This window comes from Streptomyces prunicolor (genome assembly GCF_045162825.1).
Taxonomy (GTDB): Bacteria; Actinomycetota; Actinomycetes; order Streptomycetales; family Streptomycetaceae; genus Streptomyces; species Streptomyces prunicolor.
Genome location: NZ_CP108676.1, coordinates 2,632,879 through 2,653,897 on the forward strand (window position 1 = coordinate 2,632,879; position 21,019 = coordinate 2,653,897).

General features: G+C 70.6%; 22 protein-coding genes and 1 pseudogene. 12 read left to right on the forward strand and 11 right to left on the reverse strand.

All coding sequences use genetic code 11. The annotated features are described in order from the left end of the window. Positions 1–8: 8 nt before the first annotated feature. From OG588_RS11835 to OG588_RS11855, 5 genes are all read right to left on the reverse strand, one after another. On the reverse strand, positions 9–1,001 hold the full coding sequence (locus OG588_RS11835) for a TerC/Alx family metal homeostasis membrane protein (RefSeq protein WP_405947237.1): 993 nt from the start codon (positions 999–1,001) through the stop codon (positions 9–11). Positions 1,002–1,235: 234 nt separating this feature from the next. Next, entirely contained in the window at positions 1,236–3,251 is a 2,016-nt protein-coding gene (locus OG588_RS11840) for a TerD family protein (RefSeq protein ID WP_405947238.1), read from the reverse strand. Between the two features lie 48 nt (positions 3,252–3,299). Then, positions 3,300–3,878 (reverse strand): TerD family protein, encoded by a 579-nt coding sequence (locus tag OG588_RS11845; protein ID WP_019060481.1) that lies wholly within the window; start codon positions 3,876–3,878, stop codon positions 3,300–3,302. 158 nt (positions 3,879–4,036) lie between these two features. Beyond that, positions 4,037–6,169: an excinuclease ABC subunit UvrB gene (gene uvrB, locus OG588_RS11850; RefSeq protein ID WP_405947239.1), complete on the reverse strand. Its 2,133-nt coding sequence runs from the start codon at positions 6,167–6,169 to the stop codon at positions 4,037–4,039. 40 nt (positions 6,170–6,209) lie between these two features. Beyond that, complete coding sequence (locus OG588_RS11855; RefSeq protein WP_405947240.1) at positions 6,210–7,073, reverse strand: MHYT domain-containing protein; 864 nt, start codon at positions 7,071–7,073, stop codon at positions 6,210–6,212. Between the two features lie 278 nt (positions 7,074–7,351). Here OG588_RS11855 and OG588_RS11860 point away from each other — a divergent pair, with 278 nt between their 5' ends. Together OG588_RS11860 and OG588_RS11865 are read left to right on the forward strand one after the other, a co-directional pair. Beyond that, complete coding sequence (locus OG588_RS11860) at positions 7,352–8,227, forward strand: glycerophosphodiester phosphodiesterase (RefSeq protein ID WP_405947241.1); 876 nt, start codon at positions 7,352–7,354, stop codon at positions 8,225–8,227. Positions 8,228–8,272: 45 nt separating this feature from the next. Continuing rightward, a complete protein-coding gene (locus tag OG588_RS11865; protein WP_405947242.1) occupies positions 8,273–8,827 on the forward strand; it encodes a methylated-DNA--[protein]-cysteine S-methyltransferase in 555 nt (184 codons plus the stop codon). A gap of 163 nt (positions 8,828–8,990) precedes the next feature. Here the strand turns inward: OG588_RS11865 and OG588_RS11870 are convergent. Continuing rightward, positions 8,991–9,362, reverse strand: a pseudogene (locus OG588_RS11870) (MFS transporter); the annotation flags it as partial. Here OG588_RS11870 and OG588_RS11875 point away from each other — a divergent pair. The 4 genes from OG588_RS11875 to OG588_RS11890 all read left to right on the forward strand — a co-directional run bounded on the left by OG588_RS11875 (position 9,350) and on the right by OG588_RS11890 (position 12,783). Then, entirely contained in the window at positions 9,350–9,523 is a 174-nt protein-coding gene (locus OG588_RS11875; RefSeq protein WP_405947243.1) for a hypothetical protein, read from the forward strand. The pseudogene OG588_RS11870 and the gene OG588_RS11875 overlap by 13 nt on opposite strands. 70 nt (positions 9,524–9,593) lie before the next feature. After that, a complete protein-coding gene (fdhA, locus tag OG588_RS11880) occupies positions 9,594–10,826 on the forward strand; it encodes a formaldehyde dehydrogenase, glutathione-independent (protein WP_405947244.1) in 1,233 nt (410 codons plus the stop codon). A gap of 137 nt (positions 10,827–10,963) precedes the next feature. Then, the gene (locus OG588_RS11885) at positions 10,964–11,872 is read left to right on the forward strand and encodes a pseudouridine-5'-phosphate glycosidase (protein WP_405947245.1); all 909 of its coding nucleotides are present in this window, start codon (positions 10,964–10,966) and stop codon (positions 11,870–11,872) included. Further along, positions 11,869–12,783: a carbohydrate kinase family protein gene (locus tag OG588_RS11890; protein ID WP_405947246.1), complete on the forward strand. Its 915-nt coding sequence runs from the start codon at positions 11,869–11,871 to the stop codon at positions 12,781–12,783. Before OG588_RS11885 ends, OG588_RS11890 begins: the two co-directional genes overlap by 4 nt. A gap of 149 nt (positions 12,784–12,932) precedes the next feature. Here the strand turns inward: OG588_RS11890 and OG588_RS11895 are convergent, their stop codons facing one another. Next, entirely contained in the window at positions 12,933–13,727 is a 795-nt protein-coding gene (locus tag OG588_RS11895; protein WP_405947247.1) for a methyltransferase domain-containing protein, read from the reverse strand. Between the two features lie 261 nt (positions 13,728–13,988). Between OG588_RS11895 and corA the strand changes: the two genes are divergently transcribed. After that, positions 13,989–15,116 carry a magnesium/cobalt transporter CorA gene (gene corA / locus OG588_RS11900; RefSeq protein ID WP_405947248.1) on the forward strand — a complete coding sequence of 376 codons (1,128 nt, stop codon included), beginning with the start codon at positions 13,989–13,991 and terminating at the stop codon, positions 15,114–15,116. A gap of 48 nt (positions 15,117–15,164) precedes the next feature. On the opposite strand, the gene OG588_RS11905 is transcribed toward corA, so the two are convergent. Together OG588_RS11905 and OG588_RS11910 are read right to left on the reverse strand one after the other, a co-directional pair. Continuing rightward, complete coding sequence (locus OG588_RS11905) at positions 15,165–15,593, reverse strand: CBS domain-containing protein (protein WP_019067604.1); 429 nt, start codon at positions 15,591–15,593, stop codon at positions 15,165–15,167. A gap of 176 nt (positions 15,594–15,769) precedes the next feature. After that, entirely contained in the window at positions 15,770–16,402 is a 633-nt protein-coding gene (locus OG588_RS11910; protein ID WP_405947249.1) for a uridine kinase, read from the reverse strand. A gap of 262 nt (positions 16,403–16,664) precedes the next feature. Between OG588_RS11910 and OG588_RS11915 the strand changes: the two genes are divergently transcribed. The 3 genes from OG588_RS11915 to OG588_RS11925 are packed head-to-tail and all read left to right on the forward strand — an operon-like array spanning position 16,665 to position 18,144. Next, positions 16,665–17,054, forward strand: coding sequence for an NAD(P)-dependent oxidoreductase (locus tag OG588_RS11915; RefSeq protein ID WP_405947250.1), 390 nt, complete (start codon positions 16,665–16,667; stop codon positions 17,052–17,054). Beyond that, the gene (locus OG588_RS11920; protein WP_405947251.1) at positions 17,054–17,365 is read left to right on the forward strand and encodes a hypothetical protein; all 312 of its coding nucleotides are present in this window, start codon (positions 17,054–17,056) and stop codon (positions 17,363–17,365) included. Before OG588_RS11915 ends, OG588_RS11920 begins: the two co-directional genes overlap by 1 nt. Positions 17,366–17,409: 44 nt before the next feature. Further along, positions 17,410–18,144, forward strand: a complete 735-nt coding sequence (locus tag OG588_RS11925) for a DUF2293 domain-containing protein (protein WP_405947252.1) — start codon at positions 17,410–17,412, stop codon at positions 18,142–18,144. A gap of 35 nt (positions 18,145–18,179) precedes the next feature. On the opposite strand, the gene OG588_RS11930 is transcribed toward OG588_RS11925, so the two are convergent. Beyond that, complete coding sequence (locus OG588_RS11930; protein WP_405947253.1) at positions 18,180–18,335, reverse strand: hypothetical protein; 156 nt, start codon at positions 18,333–18,335, stop codon at positions 18,180–18,182. Here OG588_RS11930 and OG588_RS11935 point away from each other — a divergent pair. Together OG588_RS11935 and OG588_RS11940 are read left to right on the forward strand one after the other, a co-directional pair. Beyond that, positions 18,334–18,813, forward strand: a complete 480-nt coding sequence (locus OG588_RS11935) for a DUF1772 domain-containing protein (RefSeq protein ID WP_405947254.1) — start codon at positions 18,334–18,336, stop codon at positions 18,811–18,813. The genes OG588_RS11930 and OG588_RS11935 overlap by 2 nt on opposite strands. A gap of 179 nt (positions 18,814–18,992) precedes the next feature. Beyond that, positions 18,993–20,480: a glutamate synthase subunit beta gene (locus OG588_RS11940; protein ID WP_405947255.1), complete on the forward strand. Its 1,488-nt coding sequence runs from the start codon at positions 18,993–18,995 to the stop codon at positions 20,478–20,480. A gap of 9 nt (positions 20,481–20,489) precedes the next feature. On the opposite strand, the gene OG588_RS11945 is transcribed toward OG588_RS11940, so the two are convergent. Continuing rightward, on the reverse strand, positions 20,490–21,011 hold the full coding sequence (locus tag OG588_RS11945) for a carboxymuconolactone decarboxylase family protein (protein ID WP_405947256.1): 522 nt from the start codon (positions 21,009–21,011) through the stop codon (positions 20,490–20,492). Positions 21,012–21,019: the final 8 nt, after the last annotated feature.

Sequence of the window (21,019 nt, forward strand, 5' to 3'; positions counted from 1 at the left end):
GGACGTGGTCAGGCGTCGATGCTGTCCTTCGGGGCGCCTTCGGTACCGGCCTCGGCAGCCGCCTGCTTCTTGTTGGCCATCAGGCTGGTGATCGTGGTGACGATCAGGACCGCGCAGATCACGCCCAGCGAGACCGGGATGGAGATCTCCGGGACATGGACGCCGGACTCGTGCAGCGCGTGCAGCACGAGCTTGACGCCGATGAAGCCGAGGATGACCGACAGGCCGTAGCTGAGGTGGACCAGCTTCTTCAGCAGGCCGCCGATGAGGAAGTACAGCTGGCGCAGGCCCATCAGCGCGAAGGCGTTGGCCGTGAACACGATGTACGGGTCCTGGGTGAGGCCGAAGATCGCGGGGATGGAGTCGAGGGCGAAGAGCACGTCCGTCGTACCGATGGCGAGCATCACGACCAGCATCGGGGTCATGACCCGCTTGCCGTTCTCCTGGATCCACAGCTTGGTGCCGTGGTAGCGGTCGGCCACGCCGAAGCGGCGCTCGGCGGCCTTGAGCAGCTTGTTCTCCTCGAACTCCTCTTCCTCCTCGTCGGCCCGGGCCTCCTGGATGAGCTTCCAGGCGGTCCAGATGAGGAAGGCGCCGAAGATGTAGAAGACCCACGCGAAGCTGGCGAGGATGGCCGCGCCGGCGGCGATGAAGATGGCCCGCAGGACCAGGGCTATGAGGACGCCGACGAGCAGCACCCGCTGTTGGTACTGCGAGGGCACGGCGAACTTCGCCATGATCAGGACGAAGACGAAGAGGTTGTCGACGCTCAGCGACTTCTCGGTGATGAAGCCGGCGAAGAACTCGCCGCCGGCCTGGCCGTCACCGAAGACGAGCAGGCCGAGTCCGAAGAGTCCGGCGAGGGCGATCCAGACGATCGTCCAGATTCCGGCTTCCTTGATCGACACGTCATGCGGCTTGCGGCCGATGAAGAAATCGACCGCGATGAGGGCCGCCAGCCCCACGATGGTCAGGACCCACAGGGTCACGGAAACATCCACTACTGCTCCTCCGGCGGTATTAACGGCAAATGGTCAGCGTCGTCGCTACCGGAGGTCTCTTCCACCTTGGACGGGCGTCCAGGGCCGACGCCCCGGGATCTGGCCTGATCCGTATTGACGGGTACGCCGCAGCAGATAGGGAGTACTCCCCTCCGTACGGAAAAGCCTACCCCAACCACCAAGGAAAGGTAAAGCGATTACCAAGGAAGAGATAAAAGGCCAGGTGGGAAGCCTTTACCTGTGCTTGGTGCGGGCCGCCGCGACCTCTGTCAGCACCTGCCGCAGCACGTGGCTGCCGGGCGGCACGCGCGAGGGCTCGTACGTCCAGGCGTGTCCGACCCAGGGGTCGGCGAGGTGGTCGTCGGGCAGCGGGGTGAGGCGCATCAGCGAACGCCAGAGGGGGTCGAGCAACGGGCCGTAGCCCGCGGCGTCCTCACGGTCCGCGACCATCATCAGATGGACGCCGACGGCCGGGCCCTCGTCCGCGAGATAGCGCAGCTGGGTCACGGCCCGGTCGTCGAAGCCGTGCGGGAAGTCGTTGACGATCAACAGCTGCTCGGCCGTGTCGAGGCCGGGCGGCAGCGAGTCGGCGGCGCCGCCGCGCACCGCCATCTGCACCAGGTCCACCCGCTGGGTGAGCCGGGTCAGGACGTCCGTCACCCCGGCGGCGCCCACCGCGGGCGGCGCCGCGAGCACGCCGGTGTGCACCAGCGGGACCAGCGCCTGCGCCGCCGAGCCGGCCGGGTCGATGACATGCACGGCGAACTCGCCCGCCGGATAGACGGCGAGCAGCCGGGCCGCGTGCGCCACGGCCGTGTCCAGCGCGAGCCGCCGCAGCTCGTGGGAGTCGGTGAACGAGCCGTCCAGGGACTCCGCGCCACCGCTGTCGATCCACAGGCCGCGCTCCAACGGCAGCCGGACCAGCATCGGGATACGCAGCTCGGGACTCTCCGGGAGGTGGAGATCGCCCAGGCGCAGAGCCATGGGGATCTCCATCGGGACGCGGTAACCGTGCCAGACGGGGTTGTCCCAACCGGCGAACGCGGGCGGAAGCGCGGGTTCCACCACCTCGCACTCGGCGGCCAGCTGGGCGAGGTCCCGGTCGAGGGCCGCCCGTGCCTGGTCGACGAGTTGGGCGTGCTTGGCCTGGGCCGCCTCGCGGGCCGCGTCGCCCTGACCGCCGATCCGGCTGCGCGGGTCGGACAGAGCCTGGTCGAGCTCCTTCTCCATGCGCGAGTCGGCGAAGTCGACCGCGCTGCGGTACGCCGCCATGGTGCGGGCCAGGTCCTCGAACATCCCCCACACCTGGTTGTACAGCCGCTCCTCCATCGACCACCCGGTCGCGTCCCCGGCGACGGGCCGCGCGGGCTGCCCGGGCGGAGTCGGCGGCACGGTCGGCGCGGGCTGCGGGGGCGCCCCGGTCTGCCGACGCGGGTGGCTGTAGTCGATCGGCCCGGCGGCGTGCTGGTCACCGGCAGGCGGATTCACGGCCGCCGCGCCACCGTCGTATCCGGACTGCGGCGCTACGGCCCCCGGAGTGCCCTGCGCCCCGTACGGAGACGTCGGCTGCGGTGCTACGGCTCCGGAGGCGCCCTGTGTCGTGGATCCGCTCCCCTCGGGGCCGAGGGCCGGGGTGGCCGTCTGGCGGGTGCGGTCGGTGTCCGGGGTGCGTGGTGGGGGCGCGGCCACGGAGCGGGCGAGGCCGTGGGCCACCGCTTCGTTGATGCTGCCCGCGAGGTGGGTGGCCTGGGTCAGGCCCTGGTCGGTGAGGAGTTCGGCGAGGCCGCCCGCGTAGCCCTGGCCCACGGCGCGCACTTTCCAGGCGCCCTGCCTGCGGTACAACTCCAGGGCGACGACGGCGGATTCGGCGTCCAGGCCGGTGATCGTGTAGCTGGCGACCTCGGTGCCGTCGAGGCCGGTGACCGCGACGAAGGGCGCGGCCACGGCGCCGAAGCGGGCGGGGCCGTCGCCGCCGAGAGGGAGGGCGAGCAGCACGCTGACGCGGTGCACGGCTTCCGGCATGGCACCCAGGTCCACCGCGAGGCGGTGGTCGGCGGCGGCCTGCTTGGAGACCTCCAGGCCGGGCAGGGTGGGCGTGCCCGGGTGGGCCACCCATGCGACGCCGTGGATCCTGCCGTGCTCGTCGCCGAGCGTGGCGGCGGCCACGACCGGCTTGCCGGCCGCGACCCGGATCTCCAGGCGCATCTGGGAGAGCGGGTGGTTCTGCCCTCGCACCAGCTCGGCTGCCATCGCTCGTCCCCCTGCTCAGCCGTGTCGTGTCGTGTGCGCCGGGCCGACCTACAGGTGCGGCAGGATCGCCGGCATCAGGTCCTGGAAGGTGCGGCCGTTGGTCGGCGTACCGAGGGCCGTCAGCGTCCAGCCCGAACCGGAGCGGTGCACCTTGGCCATGATCTGGGCCGTGTACTGACCGCCGCCCGCCAGCGTGTAACGGGCCAGCTCCTGGCCGTTGGTCTCGTCGACCAGGCGGCAGAACGCGTTCTGCACTTCCTGGAAGGTCTGGCCCGTGAAGGAGTTCACGGTGAAGACGATCTGGTCGATGTGGACCGGCACGCGCGCGAGGTCGACGAGGATCGCCTCGTCGTCCCCGCCCTGGCCGACACCGCCGACGAGGTTGTCACCGGTGTGACGCACGGAGCCGTCGTCGCTCACCAGGTGGCGGAAGAACACCACGTCGACCGGCTGCTTGTCGGCGAACAGCACGGCGGACGCGTCGAGGTCGATCTCCCGGGTGCGCGAGCCGAACAGGCCGCGCCGGGGAGCCGCCTGCCAGCCGAGCCCCATGCGCACCGCGGTCAGGCCGGTCCCGTCGTTCTTCTGCAGACTGATGGCCTGACCTTTGGTCATGTTGACCGTCACGGCTGTTCCCCTCTCGAACTGTCCCCTGTTGCCGCGGAATCCGCGGATGTCCAGAACCCTACGCAGCGCCACTGACAGTGCCGAACCCCGCATCGGACTTTGTGTCGGTCTTGCAACACTGAGCGGATACCCCGAGGTCCGGCGGTCCACCCGGGCGGTCAGGCCAGGCCGCCCTCCTTCATCTGCCGCAGTTCCTTCTTCATCTCGTGCACCTCGTCGCGCAGCCGGGCCGCGACCTCGAACTGCAGGTCGGCGGCGGCGGCACGCATGCGTGCCGTCATCTCCTCGATCTGCTCCGCGAGTTCGGCCGCGGGACGGTCGGTCGGGACCGTGGCCTTGCCCTTGGCGGACTTGGCGCTCTTCGCGGCCTTGCCGCCGAGCGCGGGCACGGGGGTCTTGGCGCCCTTGCCGTCCTTGGCCTTGCGGTAGCCCGAGCCGAGCAGCTGCTCCGTGTCGACGTCCTCGCGGGCGATCTGCGCGACGATGTCGTTGATCTTCTTGCGGAGCGGCTGCGGGTCGATGCCACGCTCCGTGTTGTACGCGACCTGCTTCTCCCTACGGCGGTTGGTCTCCTCGATGGCCTTCTCCATCGCCGGGGTGATCCGGTCGGCGTACATGTGGACCTGACCGGAGACGTTGCGCGCCGCGCGGCCGATGGTCTGGATCAGGGAGGTGCCGGAGCGCAGGAAGCCCTCCTTGTCGGCGTCCAGGATGGCCACCAGGGAGACCTCGGGCAGGTCGAGGCCCTCACGGAGGAGGTTGATGCCCACCAGGACGTCGAACTCGCCGGAGCGCAGCTCGCGCAGCAGCTCGATGCGGCGCAGGGTGTCGACGTCGCTGTGCAAGTAGCGGACCTGGATGCCGAGTTCGAGGAAGTAGTCGGTGAGGTCCTCGGCCATCTTCTTGGTGAGCGTGGTGACCAGGACCCGCTCGTCCTTCTCGGTGCGCTTGCGGATCTCGTGCACCAGGTCGTCGATCTGGCCCTCGGTGGGCTTGACGACGACCTCGGGGTCGATGAGGCCGGTGGGGCGGATGATCTGCTCGACGGCGCCGTCCGCGCGCGAGAGCTCGTACTTGCCGGGAGTCGCCGACAGGTAGACCGTCTGTCCGATGCGCTTCTGGAACTCCTCCCACTTCAGGGGGCGGTTGTCCAGGGCGGAGGGCAGCCGGAAGCCGTGGTCGACGAGGGTGCGCTTGCGGGAGGCGTCGCCCTCGTACATGGCGCCGATCTGCGGGACCGTGTTGTGCGACTCGTCGATGACGAGCAGGAAGTCTTCCGGGAAGTAGTCGATCAGAGTGTTCGGCGCGGAGCCGGGTTCGCGGCCGTCGAAGTGCATCGAGTAGTTCTCGACGCCGGAGCAGGAGCCGATCTGGCGGAGCATCTCCAGGTCGTACGTGGTCCGCATGCGCAGGCGCTGGGCTTCCAGGAGTTTGCCCTGCTTCTCCATCTCGGCCAGCCGCTCGCCGAGCTCCTTCTCGATGTCGTTGACGGCCCGCTCCATGCGCTCGGGGCCGGCGATGTAGTGGGAGGCCGGGAAGACGTAGAGGTGCTCGTCCTCGCTGATGATCTCGCCGGTGAGCGGGTGGAGGGTGGAGAGGGCCTCGATCTCGTCGCCGAACATCTCGATGCGGACGGCCAGTTCCTCGTAGACCGGGAAGATCTCGATGGTGTCGCCGCGGACGCGGAAGGTGCCGCGGCTGAAGGCCACGTCGTTGCGCGTGTACTGGATGTCCACGAAGCGGCGCAGCAACTGGTCGCGGTCGACCTCGTCGCCGACCTTGAGGGGGACCATGCGGTCCACGTACTCCTGCGGAGTACCGAGGCCGTAGATGCAGGAGACCGAGGCGACCACGATGACGTCGCGGCGGGTGAGCAGCGAGTTGGTCGCGGAGTGGCGCAGGCGCTCGACCTCCTCGTTGACCGAGGAGTCCTTCTCGATGTAGGTGTCCGACTGCGGGACGTAGGCCTCGGGCTGGTAGTAGTCGTAGTACGAGACGAAGTACTCGACGGCGTTGTTCGGCAGGAGTTCGCGGAACTCGTTGGCCAGCTGGGCGGCCAGGGTCTTGTTCGGCGCCATCACCAGCGTGGGGCGCTGGAGCTTCTCGATCATCCACGCGGTGGTGGCGGACTTGCCGGTGCCGGTCGCGCCCAGCAGGACGACGTCCTTCTCACCTGCCTCGACGCGTCGGGCCAGCTCGGCGATGGCCGCCGGCTGGTCGCCGCTGGGCTGGTAGGAACTGACGACCTCGAAAGGCGCCACCGTGCGTTCGATGTGGGAAACGGGCCGCATGGAACCAACCGTACGACCCGCCACTGACAACGGGGTCGGATCAGCGGTTCTGCGGGGTGCGGGAGCGGCGGTGTCCGAGGTCCCGGGCGGCGCGGACGGGGGCTCGCCGGGGGCGCGGGACGAGGGCGCCGGCCGGGACGCCGGGCTTGTGCTCGACGGGGGCCTGGGCGGGCTTCCCCATGACCATCATCGGGTCGAACATGACAACGACGCCGGCCAGGACGAGGAAGGCGAGGGGGCCGATCATCATGGGGGCGAGCAGGGACGCGGCCGACACGCCGTCAGTGGTCGGGGTCGTGCCGTGGACGTGGACGCTGAGGGCGGCCATACCGGTGTAATGCATGCCGGCGACGGCGAGACCCATGACGAGGCTGGCGCCGACGCTCCACAGGAACCCGCGGACCTGGCCGGCCGCCCAGAGGGCGCTGATCGCGGCCACGACCGCTATGACGACGGACACGGAGACGGTGAACGTGTTGTATTCGAGCTTTCCGTTGAGGCGCATGCTGGCCATGCCCAGGTAGTGCATCGAGGCGATGCCCAGGCCGGTGAGGGTGCCGCCGGTGAAGAGCGCCGTCCCCTTGGCTCCCTTGTAGCCGACGATGAAGATCCCGACGCCCACCATGACGATGGCGACGGCGAGGCTCGCGAAGGTCATCGGTTTGTCGTAGTGGACCGGTGTCTGGCGGACCGAGAAGCCCATCATCGCGATGAAGTGCATCGTCCATATGCCGGAACCGATCGCCGCCGATCCCAGGGCCAGCCATCCGGGGCGCCAGGACTGGGCCACGAGCATCGATCTGGTGGTGCAGCGCAGGCCGAGGGCGCCACCGAGGCACGCCATGAGATAGGCCACCAGCGGTGTGACGAGTCCGTAGCTGAATCCGTCGACCGTGCCCTGCATGCGCAGTTGCCCTTCCGCCCTGTTCCGTTCCGGAATTCCTGAAACGCGCCCAGCCCCGGGACCGCCGGAACGGTCAGGGTCGACGCAGAGAGTATGACCCCCACCGGAATGGTCGAACGATTTTCCGGCAAAGAAACACGACCCTGCCCCAGTTGTGCGGCACCGGTGAGCGGACTTGGGCAACACCATCCATTCTGTGTCCATCCTGTACCCCACGGGTAGTGACGTTCCGCTGTCATCCTTGAGCTGTATGTGATCGCTCGATGCGAGGAGTACGCATGCACCTGCGCGCAGTTGCCGCCTCGACCACCGCGCTCCTGGGGGCCGCCGCCCTTCTGCTCCCCTCCCCCGCCGCCCGGGCCGGCGACGCCACCGAGTGGCCCACGGTCGTGGCTCACCGGGGTGCGTCCTCCTATGCGCCCGAAAACACCCTGGCCTCCATCGACAAGGCGGCCGGGCTCGGCTTCCCGTGGGTCGAGAACGACGTCCAGCGCACCAAGGACGGTGAGCTCGTCGTCATCCACGACGACAGCCTGAAGCGCACCACCGACGTCCAGAAGGTGTTCCCAGATCGAGCTCCCTGGAAGGTGAAGGACTTCACCGCCGCCGAGATCGCGCGCCTCGACGCGGGAAGCTGGTTCGGCCCCGCGTTCACAGGCACGCGCGTGCCCACTCTCACGCAGTACATGCGTGAGGTTGAGCACAACCAGCAGAGCCTGCTCCTGGAGATCAAGAACCCGGAGCTGTACCCCGGCATCGAGCAGCAGACCCTCAAGCTCCTGGGCAACGAGGGGTGGCTGGACCCGGGGCACCTCGACGACCGGCTGATCGTGCAGAGCTTCAGCGCGGACAGCATCCGGATCGTGCACGACCTGAAGCCCGCCATCCGGACCGCCTTCCTCGGCACACCCCCCTTGTCCGCCCTTCAGGGCTACGCCGCCTACACCGACCTGATCAACCCGTCGTACGGCTCGATCTCCCTCGGCTACGTCTCCGCCGTGCACGGGCACACGGGCCCCCACGGCCGTCCGATGGAGGTGTACGCCTGGACCGTCGACGACGCGCCCACGGCGTGGAAGGTCGCTGGGTACGGCGTGGACGGGCTCATCACCAACAAGCCGGACGTGGTGCGGTCCGCGCTGAACGGGTTCTGAGGCCGCTCGCGGGGCGTTGTCAGTGCCGGGTCGTACGGTGGGCGCATGGACAGCCAAGGGCAGAACGAACAGCGGGTCGTGTGGACCGTCGTCGGCACCGACATCGGTCCGCTGCTGCTGGCCGCGACACAGGACGGCCTGGTCAACGTCGTGTTCCACGCCACGGACGCGGTGCGCGACAAGACCCTGGACCGACTGGCGTCGCGGCTGGGCACCGAGCCGGTCGAGACGCCCGACTCCCCCTTGCTGGCCGAGGCGATACGTCAGTTCGAGGCCTATTTCGCCGGTGATCGGCGCGACTTCGAGCTGCCGCTCGACTGGTCCCTGATCTCCGGCTTCAACCGGCAGGTGCTGCGCGAGCTGGCGTCCGGTGTGCCGTACGGCTCGGTCGTCGGGTACGGCGATCTGGCCGGGCGCGTAGGTCAGCCGCGGGCGGCCCAGGCGGTGGGGGTGGCCATGGGGTCCAATCCGCTGCCGGTCGTCGTGCCGTGCCATCGGGTCGTCGAGAGCGACGGCGGCATCGGCGGGTTCGGGGGCGGCCTGGAGACGAAGAGGAAGCTGCTGGCGCTGGAGGGGGTGCTGCCCGAGCCGTTGTTCTGAGGGCTCGGGCGGACGGGGAGACAGAGGGGGATGGCTTTGCTGGTGACGACGGCTGTGTCGGTGAGGAACGGCTTCACGCACGCGTGCGGTCACGGCGGCTTCACGCACGCGTGCGGTCACGGCGGCTTCACGCACGCGTGCGGTCGCAGTGTCATCGGGTGCGCGCCCCGCCGATCCCCGCCGAGGTGTTCATGGTGAGGTCGGACAGTCCCTGCGCGGCGGCACGCGCGGGCTGCGGCACCGAGTCCGTGAGCAGCGCCGAACCGGAGACGAGCCCCGCCGACCACCCCAGGCCAAGCACGAACAACCCCAGTGCGATCCGCCCATGACTCCCGCACGCCGTACCGGCGAGGAACGCGGCACAGGCCAGCAGCCCCACCGCGAGCCCTATCCCGGACAGCCGCCCGACCCGGTCGGACAGCCTCCCCATCAGCGGCGAGAACGCGTACATCCCCGCGATGTGCCCGCTGATCACCAGCCCGACCAGCTCGATGCTCGCCCCGTGGTGGCCCAACTCGACCGGTGTCATCGCCAGCGGTGGCCGGGCTGGTGGTCGCCGAGGCGAGCTACGGCTGGCTGAACCTCACCGCCGCCTGCCTGCTGATACCCCTGGCCGCGCTGGCCCTGTTCACCCGCTCCCGGAAGATCCCGGTTTCCGATGTCCCGCGAAGGGTGGCCGGGAGGCCGAGCCGGTAGCAGACTCCGCCGTGCGCGCGCACAGCCACTGGCATCCGGGGGATCGGAGCCGAAGGGACGGCGAACACGCATGAGTGGAAGCGGAAACAGGGCAGTCGCGTATCTCAAGCCGGGAGCGGTCGAGGTCAGGACCATCGACTACCCGACGCTTGAACTGCAGGACGGGCCGGGAGTCGCCCCCGCCAACGTCGGCCGAAAGGCCCGGCACGGGGTGATCCTGAAGGTGCTCGCCAGCAACATCTGTGGCAGCGACCAGCACATGGTGCGCGGTCGGACGACCGCGCCCGAGGGGCTGGTCCTCGGACACGAGATCACCGGAGAGGTCGTCGAACGGGGGCCGGACGTCGAGTTCATCGACGTGGGCGACATCGTCTCCGTACCGTTCAACATCGCCTGCGGGCGGTGCCGCAACTGCAAGGAACGCAAGACGGGCATCTGCCTGAACGTCAACCCGGCCCGCCCCGGGGCGGCTTACGGCTATGTCGACATGGGCGGCTGGGTCGGCGGTCAGGCCGAGTACGCCATGATCCCGTACGCGGACTTCAACCTGCTGAGGTTCCCGGACCGGGACGAGGCACGCGAGAAGCTGCTCGATCTGACCATGCTGTCGGACATCTTCCCGACCGGTTTCCACGGCGCGGTCACCGCGGGCGCCGGGGTCGGGTCCACGGTGTATGTCGCCGGGGCAGGTCCGGTCGGTCTGGCGGCGGCCGCGTCGGCGCAGCTGCTGGGTGCCGCGGTCGTCATCGTCGGCGATCTGAACGCCGAACGCCTGGGCCAGGCAAGGAGTTTCGGCTGCGAGACCGTCGACGTCTCACGCGGCGACATCGGGGAGCAGATCGCCGAGATCCTCGGCGAGCCCGAGGTGGACGCGGCGGTCGACGCGGTCGGCTTCGAGGCACGGGCCCACGGCCCGGACGCCCCGGAGGCGCCGGCGACCGTCCTCAACTCGCTGATGGGCGTCACGCGCGCGGGCGGTGCCCTGGGCATCCCCGGGCTGTACGTCACCGCCGACCCCGGCGGGGTCGACGAGGACGCGAAGAGCGGCACCCTGAAGGTGCGGCTCGGGCTCGGCTGGGCCAAGAGCCACGCGTTCACGACCGGTCAGTGCCCGGTGATGACGTACCACCGGAGTCTGATGATGGCGATCCTGCACGGGCGCGTGCACATCGCGAAGGCGGTCAACGCGACCCCGATCGCGTTGGAGGACGCACCGCGCGGCTACGCCGAGTTCGACCAGGGCGCCAGCCGCAAGTACGTGCTCGATCCGCACGGGACGCTGGCGGGCGTGAGCCCGGTCTGACCCGGCGGAAAGGGGGCCACGCACGCGTGGCCCCCTTTTTCCACGTCCACCGCTGGTGGTGTCTCCCACAGTCCGCGAGGGTTTCACCAGGCCCGGCACCCGCCAGGGATGAGGGAAGACCGAACGACAGGAGGCGCGTGGTGCTGGTGGTGTCCGAGGAAGTACGCGAGGCGATCGACGCGCGTCGACCCGTGGTGGCCCTGGAGTCGACGATCATCGCGCACGGGCTGCCGCGCCCGCGCAATCTGCAGGTGGCACTGGAACTGGAGGCGGCGGTACGGCAGGAAGGTGCCGTCCCCGCGACGATCGCGGTGCTGGACGGGCGGCCCCATGTCGGCCTGGACAAGGAGCAGTTGGAGCGGGTCGCCAACGAGGACGGGATCCGCAAGCTGGGCCACCGCGACCTGCCGCTCGCGGTGGCGGCCGGGGCCAGCGGGGCGACCACGGTGTCGGCGACGGCGCTGCTGGCCGCGCGGGCGGGCATCCGGGTGTTCGCGACCGGAGGGCTCGGCGGGGTGCACCGGGAGTGGACGGTGACGCAGGACGAGTCCGCCGACCTGGGGCTGCTGGCGTCCACCCGGATCACGGTCGTGTGCGCGGGCGTGAAGTCGATCCTGGACGTGCCGGCGACCCTGCAACGGCTGGAGACGCTCGGCGTGGCGGTCGCCGGATACGGCACGGACCGCTTCCCCGGCTTCTACCTCTCCGACTCGGGATACCCGGTGGAGTGGACGCTGGAGACCCCCGAGCAGGTCGCGGCCGTGATGCGGGCGCAGAACGCCCTCGACGCCCCGGAGTCGACGCTGATCGTCGCCAACCCTGTGCCCGAGGACGAGCAGTTGGATCCCGAGCTGCACGCGCGCGTGCTCGCCGACGCGCTGCACGCGTGCGAGGCGGAGGGCATCACCGGGCAGGCGGTCACCCCGTTCCTGCTCGGCTACCTCGTGGAGCACACCGACGGTGCCTCGCTCGCTGCCAACCTGGCGGCCGTGCGCGGCAACGTACGGCTGGCGGGGCGGATCGCGGCGGCCTGGGCCGAGGCGTGACACCGGAGCAGAACGGCGCGCTCCTGGTCGTCGGGGACGTCGTCACGGACGTCGTCGCCCGGCACCGGGGGCCGCTCGCCCCGGGCACCGACACCGCCGCCGCGGTCCGCACTGTGCCGGGCGGCGCGGGCGCCAACGTGGCCTGCTGGGCGGCCCATTGGGGCTGTACGGACGTACGGCTGCTCGGTCGCGTGGGTGCGGACGCGGCGGTGTGGCACGAGCGCGAGCTGGTCGCCTCCAGGGTGCGACCTCGTCTCGTCGTCGATCCGGAGGCGCCGACCGGGACGGTGATCTGCCTGGTCGACACGGGGGCGGCGGCCGAGCGGACGTTCCTCACCGACAGCGGCGCGGCCCTGCGGTTCGATCCCGACGACTGGTCGGACTCGCTGCTCGACGGCGTCGTACGGCTGCATCTGTCGGGCTATCTGCTGTTCTCCGAGCCGAGCCGGGCGTTGGTGGCCACGGCGGTGGAGTCGGCACGCGCGCGTGGGGTGCCGGTGAGTCTGGATCCGGCCTCGGCGGGGTTCCTGGTGGAGCTGGGCGTGGACCGCTTCCTGGCGCTCGTCGAGGGCGTCGACGTGCTGCTGCCGAGCCGTGACGAGGCGTGTCTGCTCACGGGGTTGCCCGATCCGGCGGACGCGGCGGCCAAGTTGAGCCGCCATGTCCCCCTCGTGATCACCAAGCAGGGCGCCGAGGGAGCCCTGGTGGCCCACTCCGGCACGATCCACGCACGCGTACCGGCCGAGTCGGCTGTTCCCCTGGACACCACGGGCGCGGGGGACGCCTTCACGGGGGCGTTCCTCGCGTCGCTGCTGGCGGGCGCTGATCCGGAGGAGGCGGCGCGGGAGGGGTGCCGGGCGGGGGCGCGGGCGGTGGAACGGGTGGGAGGGCGACCGCCGGTGCGGGAGTGAGGGGGCTTGTGTCGGACCGCCGGTCAACTGTGGAGGCCGGAGGGGGAGTTGTACGGGGAGGGCGGCCGCCGGTGTCGGGCGGCGACTCCCCTGCCCGGCACCGGCCCCGACGAAAACCCACCACCACTCCCCCAACTCCCGCCCACGGCCTACGCCTTCCGCCCCCACGCCGAGATCATCGGAGCCGTCGCCAGGTCCATCGTGCCGGAGGCGACGTTGGCCAGGTGGCGGTCGATGTCCTCGTCCGTGGCCAGGCCCGCGGTGACGAGTTGGTCGCGGATCTGGCGGACCGTCGCGGATTCCAGGGCGGCACAGGCCGGTGAGGTGACCGGGAAGTACGCGTCGGCCTCCACGCGGCGCAGGCCTGCCTCGCGGAGCAGGCGCGGGAGGCGGCGGCCGTAGGAGAGGTCGGCGCCGCGGTCGGCGAGGAGCTTGCGGAAGCCGTGGCGGAGGCGGTTCGCGAGTTGTTGCTCGGGGCCGTGCTCGTCGGGGCAGAGCAGGGGCTGGAGGGCGGGGTCGGCGTCCTCGACGAGGAGGCGCCCGCCGGAGCGCAGGGACTTGATCATCGAGCGCAACGCCCGTTCCCGGTCCGGGACATGGACGAGTACGAGTCGGGCGTGCACGAGGTCGAAGCCCTCCCCCGGCGGTTCCTCGGCACCCACGTCGTGCACGCGCACCTCGATCGGCGGGCGTGCGGCCGAGGCGACCTGGGAGGTGTCGATGTCGGTCGCCACGACCTTCCCCGTCGGCCCGACCTTCTTGGCCAGCCAGGACACCACCGAGGTGCCGCCGACGCCGACCTCCCAGACACGCCAGCCGGGTCCGACGCCGAACCCCTCCAGGTGCCGGAACGTCGTGGGGTCGAAGAGCGTGGCGAAGGCGTCGAAGCGCTGTCCCGCCTCGGACTGCCGGTTGTCGAGGAGATACCCGTCGGATCGCGTCATGCCGCGATCATCCCAGTTGCCCCGGTTGTCGACAGGGGGCGACGCTCCGGTTGTCGGGAGGGGCGAGGCTCCGGCCCATCGCACCCTTGTCGCGGCCCTGCGCCGGTTCGTCCACGGCTTCGTCCACGGCTTCATCCACAGCCGGGAACAAAGCGGAGGATTCCGTTCCCACAGGCTTACCCGCGGCTCACGTCGGCCTGGCAAACTGGCACGCCAAGGCGCAGAAATGCGATGCGAGGGGATCCACGCAAGGAGTTCCGGATGTCCATGGCAGGGAATCTTCGGAAGGTCACGGGCCTGGGCAGGGTCGGCGGCCTCCGCAAGGTGGCACGGCTGGCCCGCCGGCACCCGCGGGTCGACCTGAGCCACCACGCCCGGTCACCGCTGGGCTCCTCGGTGGTGAAGTGCGTCACGTATCAGGACGGCACCCGCGTCCCGGTCGCCGGCGACCTCGTGGACACCGTCGAGCGGGTGCGCAAGAAGGAGGACGGCTTCGTCTGGCTCGGCCTGCACGAGCCGACGAACGAGGAGTTCGCGGGCATCGCCGAGCTCTTCGACCTGCACCCGCTGGCGGTCGAGGACGCGATCGAGGCCCATCAGCGCCCGAAGGTGGAGCGCTACGGCGAGACGCTGTTCGCGGTGTTCAAGACGGTCTGCTACGTCGAGCACGAGAAGCTGACCGCGACGAGCGAGGTCGTGGACACCGGCGAGATCATGGTGTTCGTCGGCGCCGAGTTCGTCATCACGGTGCGGCACGGGCGGCACGGCTCGCTGGGGCCGCTGCGCGAGGAGTTGGAGTCGAACCCACGGCAGCTCGCGAAGGGACCGGCGGCGGTGCTGCACGCGATCGCGGACCATGTGGTCGACGACTATCTGAGCGTCACGGACTCCGTGCAGGCGGACATCGACCAGGTGGAGACGGACGTGTTCGCGGAGAACGGCGCGCGGGCGGACCCGGGCCGTATCTACCAACTGAAGCGTGAACTCCTGGAGTTGAAGCGGGCGGTCGTCCCCCTGAGCCGCCCGCTGGAGGAACTCGCCACCCGGCCGATGCGGGTGATCGGACCGGAGATACAGGCCTACTTCCGGGACGTCTCCGACCATCTGCTGCGGGCGAAGGAGCAGATCGCGTCCTTCGACGAACTGCTCAACTCGATTCTGCAGGCGCACCTCGCCCAGGTGACGGTCGCGCAGAACGAGGACATGCGGAAGATCACGGCATGGGCCGCGGTGATCGCCGTACCGACGATGGTGTGCGGTGTGTACGGCATGAACTTCGACCACATGCCGGAACTGCACTGGCGGTACGGCTATCCCCTGGTCATAGGCGTGATACTCGTGTCCTGTCTGGTGCTGTACCGGGGCTTCCGGCGCAACGGCTGGCTCTGAGCGTCAGCCGCTGAACCGGAACCGTCCGGTGGTTCGACGCATGTCGGCTCACCGCATGCCGCTCCGGGCGTAGACGCTCTCGACCCAGCCGGCGAGCTGTTCCTCCGTCAGATGCTGGGCGAGGTCGGCCTCACTGATCATGCCGACGAGGCGTTTGTTCTCGATGACGGGGAGCCGGCGGATCTGGTGTCCCTGCATCTCCTGGAGCACCTCGCCGACATCGGCGCCGGCGTCGATCCAGCGGGGTGTGCCCTGGGCCATCTCGCCGGCGGTGATCTTTGCCGGGTCGTGGCCCATGGCCACACAGCCGACGACTATGTCCCGGTCGGTGAGGATGCCGCAGAGCCGTTCGTTCTCGTCGCTGATGGGCAGGGCTCCGACGCCCAGTTCGCGCATCAGCTGGGCGGCGCGGTCCAGGGTTTCGTGCGCGGGGATCCACTGGGCGCCCCGGTGCATGATGTCTCCGGCGGTGGTCATGAAGTACCTCCCGGTGCCGGACGGCCGGCGCGGCACAGAACGTTCCGCTAGTCCCGGCGCCCTACATTCTCGCCGCGCGACGGGGTGAACGCACCCGGACGGTCACGACTTCCGGTTGCCGGACTCGGTGAGGCCCGCGCCACCCCAGGTCCCACGGGACTCACCGAATCCGTGACTCAGCCGTTCCACGCCGGATGGCGCGGATCGTCGGCGCGTACCAGGACGTCCGCCGTGCCGGCCGGGTCGGTCTCGTCCTCGTAGCGCTCGAAGGCGGGCAGGGTCCAGTGCTCGGTCTCGGGGGTACGGCGGCGCAGGGCGCCCGGTGAGAGGAGGACGTGGACGGTCAGGTCGAAGGGGAACCAGTGTCGAAGGAGGAGGGGGCCATGCAGCAACAGGACGCCGCCGGGCGGGAGTTGGACGTAGGGGCTGCGGGTGGCTCGGTCGGCGACCGGGTCCCACAGGTCGGGCAGGACGCGGCCGTCGCCGTCCGGTTCGAGCGGGCCGAAGACCTCGCGCCACAGGGCACGGGTGTCGAACCAGCCGTCGTAGTACGCCTCGACGTCCTGGCGCCCGTACTCCAGCCGCAGCGAGGCGGGCCGCAGGAACCCCTCGGTGCCGACGACGAGCGAGGGACGGCCGCGTATCCGCAACGCCTCCGAGACGCGCTCGGCGAGGTCGCCCGGGCGGGCCGCCGAGGCACCGTCGAGGGCGACGCGCGTCCAGGGACTGCCGTCGGCCGGCTTCAGGTCGAGCAGACGCTCGGCGAGATGGTCGCCGAGCCGGTCCCAGGTGATCGCTTCCAGTCGCACAGGGCCCATGATGCGGCAGGCACCGGTCAGGACGCGTCGCACCGGTGGTTCCTGCGGGCATCGCGGAGGAGGGACAGACAGGGTCGAACATGTCGGGGTCGAGCGGTTCCTGCCGTAGGACGTTCCGTACGGCGTCCCCTACGGCGTCCGTCGCGTCGGTCATGCGTCGAGGCAAGCGCCGATACCGTTGAAGTAACCGGGCCCCGGGTGTCCAACGTCCAGGTCGGGCGGCGAACGACGCTGCCGGACAAGGGGGTTGGGCATGGGCGGGATCGTCGTCTTCGGCGCCGGAGGCCGGGCTGGACGGGCGGTGACGACAGAGGCGCTCGGGCGTGGGCACGAGGTGACGGCCGTGGTGCGGGATCCGGCGCGGTACGTGGACCTCGCCGCGGACGGCGTCTCAGTCGTACGGGGTGATGTGACCGAGGTCGGGTCGGTGCGGGAGGTCGCGGGCGGGGCGGTCGGTGCCGTGCACGCGGTGTCGCCGTTCGGCGGGCCCGATCCGGGTTTCGACTCGCTCGATCCCGGCTTCTTCGCCAAGGCGGCGGACGCGCTGCTGGAGGGGCTGGCCTCGGCAGGGGTACGGCGGCTCGTCGCCGTCGGGCTGTTCGCGAACCTCCTCGGGGCGGACGGGCGGACGGGCGGCCGGTGATGGACGACCCCTCGGCGTTTCCGCCCGCGATAAGGCCGTTCGCGCTGGCCCACACGGCCGGTCTGCGGCGCCTGCGGGAGGCGGGCGAGGACACGGCGGTGGACTGGGTGATGCTCACACCGGGCGGTGGACTCGAACAGGACGCCCCGCGCACCGGGCGCCGGCGGCTGGGCGACGAGCGGGTGCCGGAGGGGGCGCCCGGGCTGTCGTACGCGGATCTGGCCGTGGCGGTGCTCGACGAGATCGAGACGCCGACCCGGCACCGGACGCGCGTGTCGGTGTTCGTTCCGCGTGGTGTGCGGAGGGCGTAAGAGAGACAGGGGAGACGCGCCCAGCAAAGGGGAATACCTCTCGTATGTCTCGTACGGCGGCGCTCGCGACTCCACCCACCCACCGGGGACCGCTCGTTGTTCAGCCGCTCAGGAAGCGGCACTGTGCCGAATGCCGGCGGGGACCGTTGCCGTTGGTGGTCGTCGAGGGTGGGGTGCCGCGGTGTCTGGACTGCGCGGATCTCGGGCATCTGGTGTTCCTGCCGCGCGGGGACACGGCGTTGACGCGCAGGGCGCGGGAGGAGAGTGGGCTGTCGGCGGTGGTGGTGCGGTTCGAACGGCGGCGGGGCCGGTACGAGCGGCAGGGCGTTCTCGTCGAGGAGGCGGGGCTCGCGCGTGCCGAGGAACGGTGCCTCGCGGACGCGGAGGCGCGGCGGCGGCGCCGGGTGCGGGACGCGGCGCGGCGGGCCGCGGAGGACGTGCGGTTCGCGGAGGCGTTCGCGGCGGAGATACGACGGCTGTTCCCCGGCTGCCCCGAGGCGCGGGCCCGGGCCGTCGCCGCGCATGCCTCGGCGCGGGGCAGCGGGCGGGTGGGGCGGAGTGCGGCGGGGCGGGCGTTGTCGGAGGGGGCGGTGTTCTCGGCGGTGGCGGCATCCATACGGCATGTGGACACGCCCTACGACCAGTTGCTGATGAGTGGGGTGCCGCGACATGAGGCCCGGCGGCGGATCTCGGTGGGGGTGGAGGGGGTTCTACAGGGATGGCGGGAGGGCGGGGTTCCGGCGGAGGCAGCGGCCGGGGTGGAGATGGACGCAGGGTGAGGGGATGGCGGGTGAGGAGATGGCGGCCCTACGGGTCAGTCCCACGCGCCACCCCCGGAGGGCCCGTGGACGTCCACGTATGCCCCGGCGATTCTCGGCCATGGTGACCCGGTCAGGGGCGGGATCGACTTGTCCCGGTGGTCGGTGGTGGGCAGGATCTCGGCTCTACGGGCGGGAGTTGGTGTCGGCATGATCGGTGAACCGTATGTGACCCTGACGGTTCTGGGGGTGCTCGCGACCGGGGTGATGGCCGGGGTGTTCTGTGCCTTCTCCGTGCTGGTCATGCGGGGGCTGGCCGAGTTGCCGCCCGCGCAGGGGGTCGCCGCGATGAACGCGATCAACACGGCGGCGATGACGCCCGTCTTCATGGTGCTGTTCGCCGGTTCCGCGGTGCTGTGCGCGGTGATCGCGGTGGTGACGTTCGTGCTGTGGCCGGATCGGGGCACCGTGGAGTTGCTGCTGGGCAGCGCGCTGTATCTGTTCGGGGCGTTCGGGCTGACCCTCGTCGCGAACGTGCCCCGGAACGAAGCGCTGCTCAAGCTGGACCCGGGGACGCCGGAGGCCGCAGCGTACTGGCCGACGTACATACGCGAGTGGACGATGTGGAACCACGTCCGCGCGGGCGCCTCGGCCGCCGCCGCGCTGGTGTACATGCTGGCTCTCACCTGAGAGAAACCACATGATCACCTGAGCGAAGGCTGGTGAGGGCCCACGGAGCCGCCTGCCGCAACGCTTGAGAAAGCCGTCTCGTCCCACTCTGCGCGCCCGGCCCGGGGGCCTTATCGTGGCTGAAAGAGTGCCGCCCGATGACGCACGGCCTGTCGTACGCGGACGCAAGGAAGACGGCCATGGCGGATCCCAAGGGTTTTATGACCACCCCGCGCGAGGAGTGGCCCCGCAGGCCGGTCGCGGAGCGGGTGCGGGACTGGGACGAGGTGTATGTCCCGGGCGCGCTGCTGCCGATCGTCAGCAAACAGGCCGACCGGTGCATGGACTGCGGGGTCCCGTTCTGCCACGACGCCTGTCCGCTCGGGAACCTGATCCCCGAGTGGAACGATCTGGTCAGCCGGGACGACTGGCGGGCGGCGGCCGACCGACTGCACGCCACCAACAACTTCCCCGAGTTCACCGGGCGGTTGTGCCCGGCGCCGTGCGAGGCGGGGTGCGTGCTCGCCATCAACCAGCCCGCCGTCACCATCAAGAACGTCGAGGTCGCCATCGCCGACCGCGCCTGGAGCGACGGTTTCGCGCCACCGAGGCCGCCGGACCGGTTGTCCGGGCGGACCGTCGCGGTGATCGGCTCCGGGCCCACCGGCCTAGCCGCGGCACAGCAGTTGACGCGGGCCGGGCACACGGTCGCCGTGTACGAGCGCGACGACCGGCTCGGCGGCCTGATGCGGTACGGCATCCCCGAGTTCAAGATGGAGAAACGGCATCTGGAACGGCGGCTGGAGCAGATGCGCGCCGAGGGCACCAAGTTCCGTACGTCGACGACGGTCGGGCGGGACATCGGGGCGGCCGACCTACGGGCGCGCTACGACGCGGTGGTGATCGCCACGGGAGCGACGGCCTGGCGTGAACTGGACGTGCCGGGGCGGGAGTTGACCGGCATCCACCAGGCGATGGAGTACCTGCCGCTGGCCAACCGGGTGTGCGAGGGGGACGTGGCCGCCTCGCCCCTGTCCGCCGCCGGGAAGCATGTCGTGATCGTGGGCGGCGGTGACACAGGGGCCGACTGTCTCGGCACCGCGGTGCGTGAAGGGGCCGCGTCCGTCACGCAGTTGGACATCTACGCCCAGCCGGACGCCGAGCGCGACGAGGACGCGGAGCCCTGGCCGACGTATCCGAAGATCTATCGGCTCTCGGCCGCGCACGAGGAGGCGCGGGACTTGGAAACGGCGCCGGCGGCGGACGCGGACGCGCGGCTCTTCGCGGCGTCGACGCTCCACTTCGAGGGGGACGCGGATGGGCACGTGCGGTCCTTGCACCTGGTCGAAGTCGACGCGGAGCGGCGGCCGTTGGACGGTTCCGGGCGCAGCCTGCCCGCCGATCTCGTGCTGCTCGCCCTCGGGTTCTCAGGGCCCGACCGCGGCGACGGGCTCATCGATCAGCTGCGGCTGGCGATGGCACCGCGCGGCACGATCACCCGGGACGTGGACTTCGCGACGAGTACGCGCGGGGTGTTCGTCGCGGGGGACGCGGCGCGGGGGCAGTCGCTGATCGTGTGGGCGATCGCGGAGGGGCGGGCGGTGGCGGCGGCCGTCGACCGTTATCTGACGGGGAGTTCCCAACTCCCGGCGCCGATCGGACCGTACGACCGCCCGATGGTGGTGTGAACGGGCGGCTCAGCGGCGCTGGTCCGTGCCCGCCGTCTTCGCGGTCGACAGGGCCACCCTGTTCCAGGTGTTGATGGTGAGGATCAGGGCGAGGACGTGGGCCAGTTCCTGCTCGTCGAAGTGGGCCGCCGCCTGCGCGTAGACGTCGTCCGGGACACCGCCGTCGGCCACCAGGGTCACCGCCTCCGTGAGGGCGAGGGCGGCCTGTTCGCGCTCCGTGAAGAAGTGCCGGGCCTCGCGCCAGACGGCGACCATGTGCAGCCGGTCCTCGCTCTCGCCGGCCTTGCGGGCGTCGTTCGTGTGCATGTGCAGGCAGTACGCGCAGTGGTTGAGGTGCGAGGCGCGGATCTGGATCAGCTCGACCAGGGCCGGGTCGATGCCCTCGCGGGCGGCGGCGTCGAAGCCGATGAGGGCGCGGAAGACCTTCGGGGCGGCCTTCGCGAGGTCGATGCGGGTCGCCGCGGCGCTGACATCAGCGTGCGTGTTCGTCGTCGCGTTCGTCGTCGTGTTCGTCATCGCGTTTGTCGTCATGTGATGAA

What these genes read in the sequence shown, in the direction of transcription:
- OG588_RS11940 (WP_405947255.1), top strand. Translation starts at nt 18,993, where the DNA reads ATGGCGGATCCCAAGGGTTTTATGACCACCCCGCGCGAGGAGTGGCCC.
- OG588_RS11855 (WP_405947240.1), bottom strand. Translation starts at nt 7,073, where the DNA reads ATGCAGGGCACGGTCGACGGATTCAGCTACGGACTCGTCACACCGCTG.
- OG588_RS11840 (WP_405947238.1), bottom strand. Translation starts at nt 3,251, where the DNA reads ATGGCAGCCGAGCTGGTGCGAGGGCAGAACCACCCGCTCTCCCAGATG.
- OG588_RS11945 (WP_405947256.1), bottom strand. Translation starts at nt 21,011, where the DNA reads ATGACGACAAACGCGATGACGAACACGACGACGAACGCGACGACGAAC.
- OG588_RS11905 (WP_019067604.1), bottom strand. Translation starts at nt 15,593, where the DNA reads ATGACCACCGCCGGAGACATCATGCACCGGGGCGCCCAGTGGATCCCC.
- OG588_RS11920 (WP_405947251.1), top strand. Translation starts at nt 17,054, where the DNA reads ATGGACGACCCCTCGGCGTTTCCGCCCGCGATAAGGCCGTTCGCGCTG.
- OG588_RS11935 (WP_405947254.1), top strand. Translation starts at nt 18,334, where the DNA reads ATGATCGGTGAACCGTATGTGACCCTGACGGTTCTGGGGGTGCTCGCG.
- corA (WP_405947248.1), top strand. Translation starts at nt 13,989, where the DNA reads ATGTCCATGGCAGGGAATCTTCGGAAGGTCACGGGCCTGGGCAGGGTC.
- uvrB (WP_405947239.1), bottom strand. Translation starts at nt 6,169, where the DNA reads ATGCGGCCCGTTTCCCACATCGAACGCACGGTGGCGCCTTTCGAGGTC.
- OG588_RS11860 (WP_405947241.1), top strand. Translation starts at nt 7,352, where the DNA reads ATGCACCTGCGCGCAGTTGCCGCCTCGACCACCGCGCTCCTGGGGGCC.
- OG588_RS11930 (WP_405947253.1), bottom strand. Translation starts at nt 18,335, where the DNA reads ATGCCGACACCAACTCCCGCCCGTAGAGCCGAGATCCTGCCCACCACC.
- OG588_RS11865 (WP_405947242.1), top strand. Translation starts at nt 8,273, where the DNA reads ATGGACAGCCAAGGGCAGAACGAACAGCGGGTCGTGTGGACCGTCGTC.
- OG588_RS11915 (WP_405947250.1), top strand. Translation starts at nt 16,665, where the DNA reads ATGGGCGGGATCGTCGTCTTCGGCGCCGGAGGCCGGGCTGGACGGGCG.
- OG588_RS11925 (WP_405947252.1), top strand. Translation starts at nt 17,410, where the DNA reads ATGTCTCGTACGGCGGCGCTCGCGACTCCACCCACCCACCGGGGACCG.
- OG588_RS11895 (WP_405947247.1), bottom strand. Translation starts at nt 13,727, where the DNA reads ATGACGCGATCCGACGGGTATCTCCTCGACAACCGGCAGTCCGAGGCG.
- fdhA (WP_405947244.1), top strand. Translation starts at nt 9,594, where the DNA reads ATGAGTGGAAGCGGAAACAGGGCAGTCGCGTATCTCAAGCCGGGAGCG.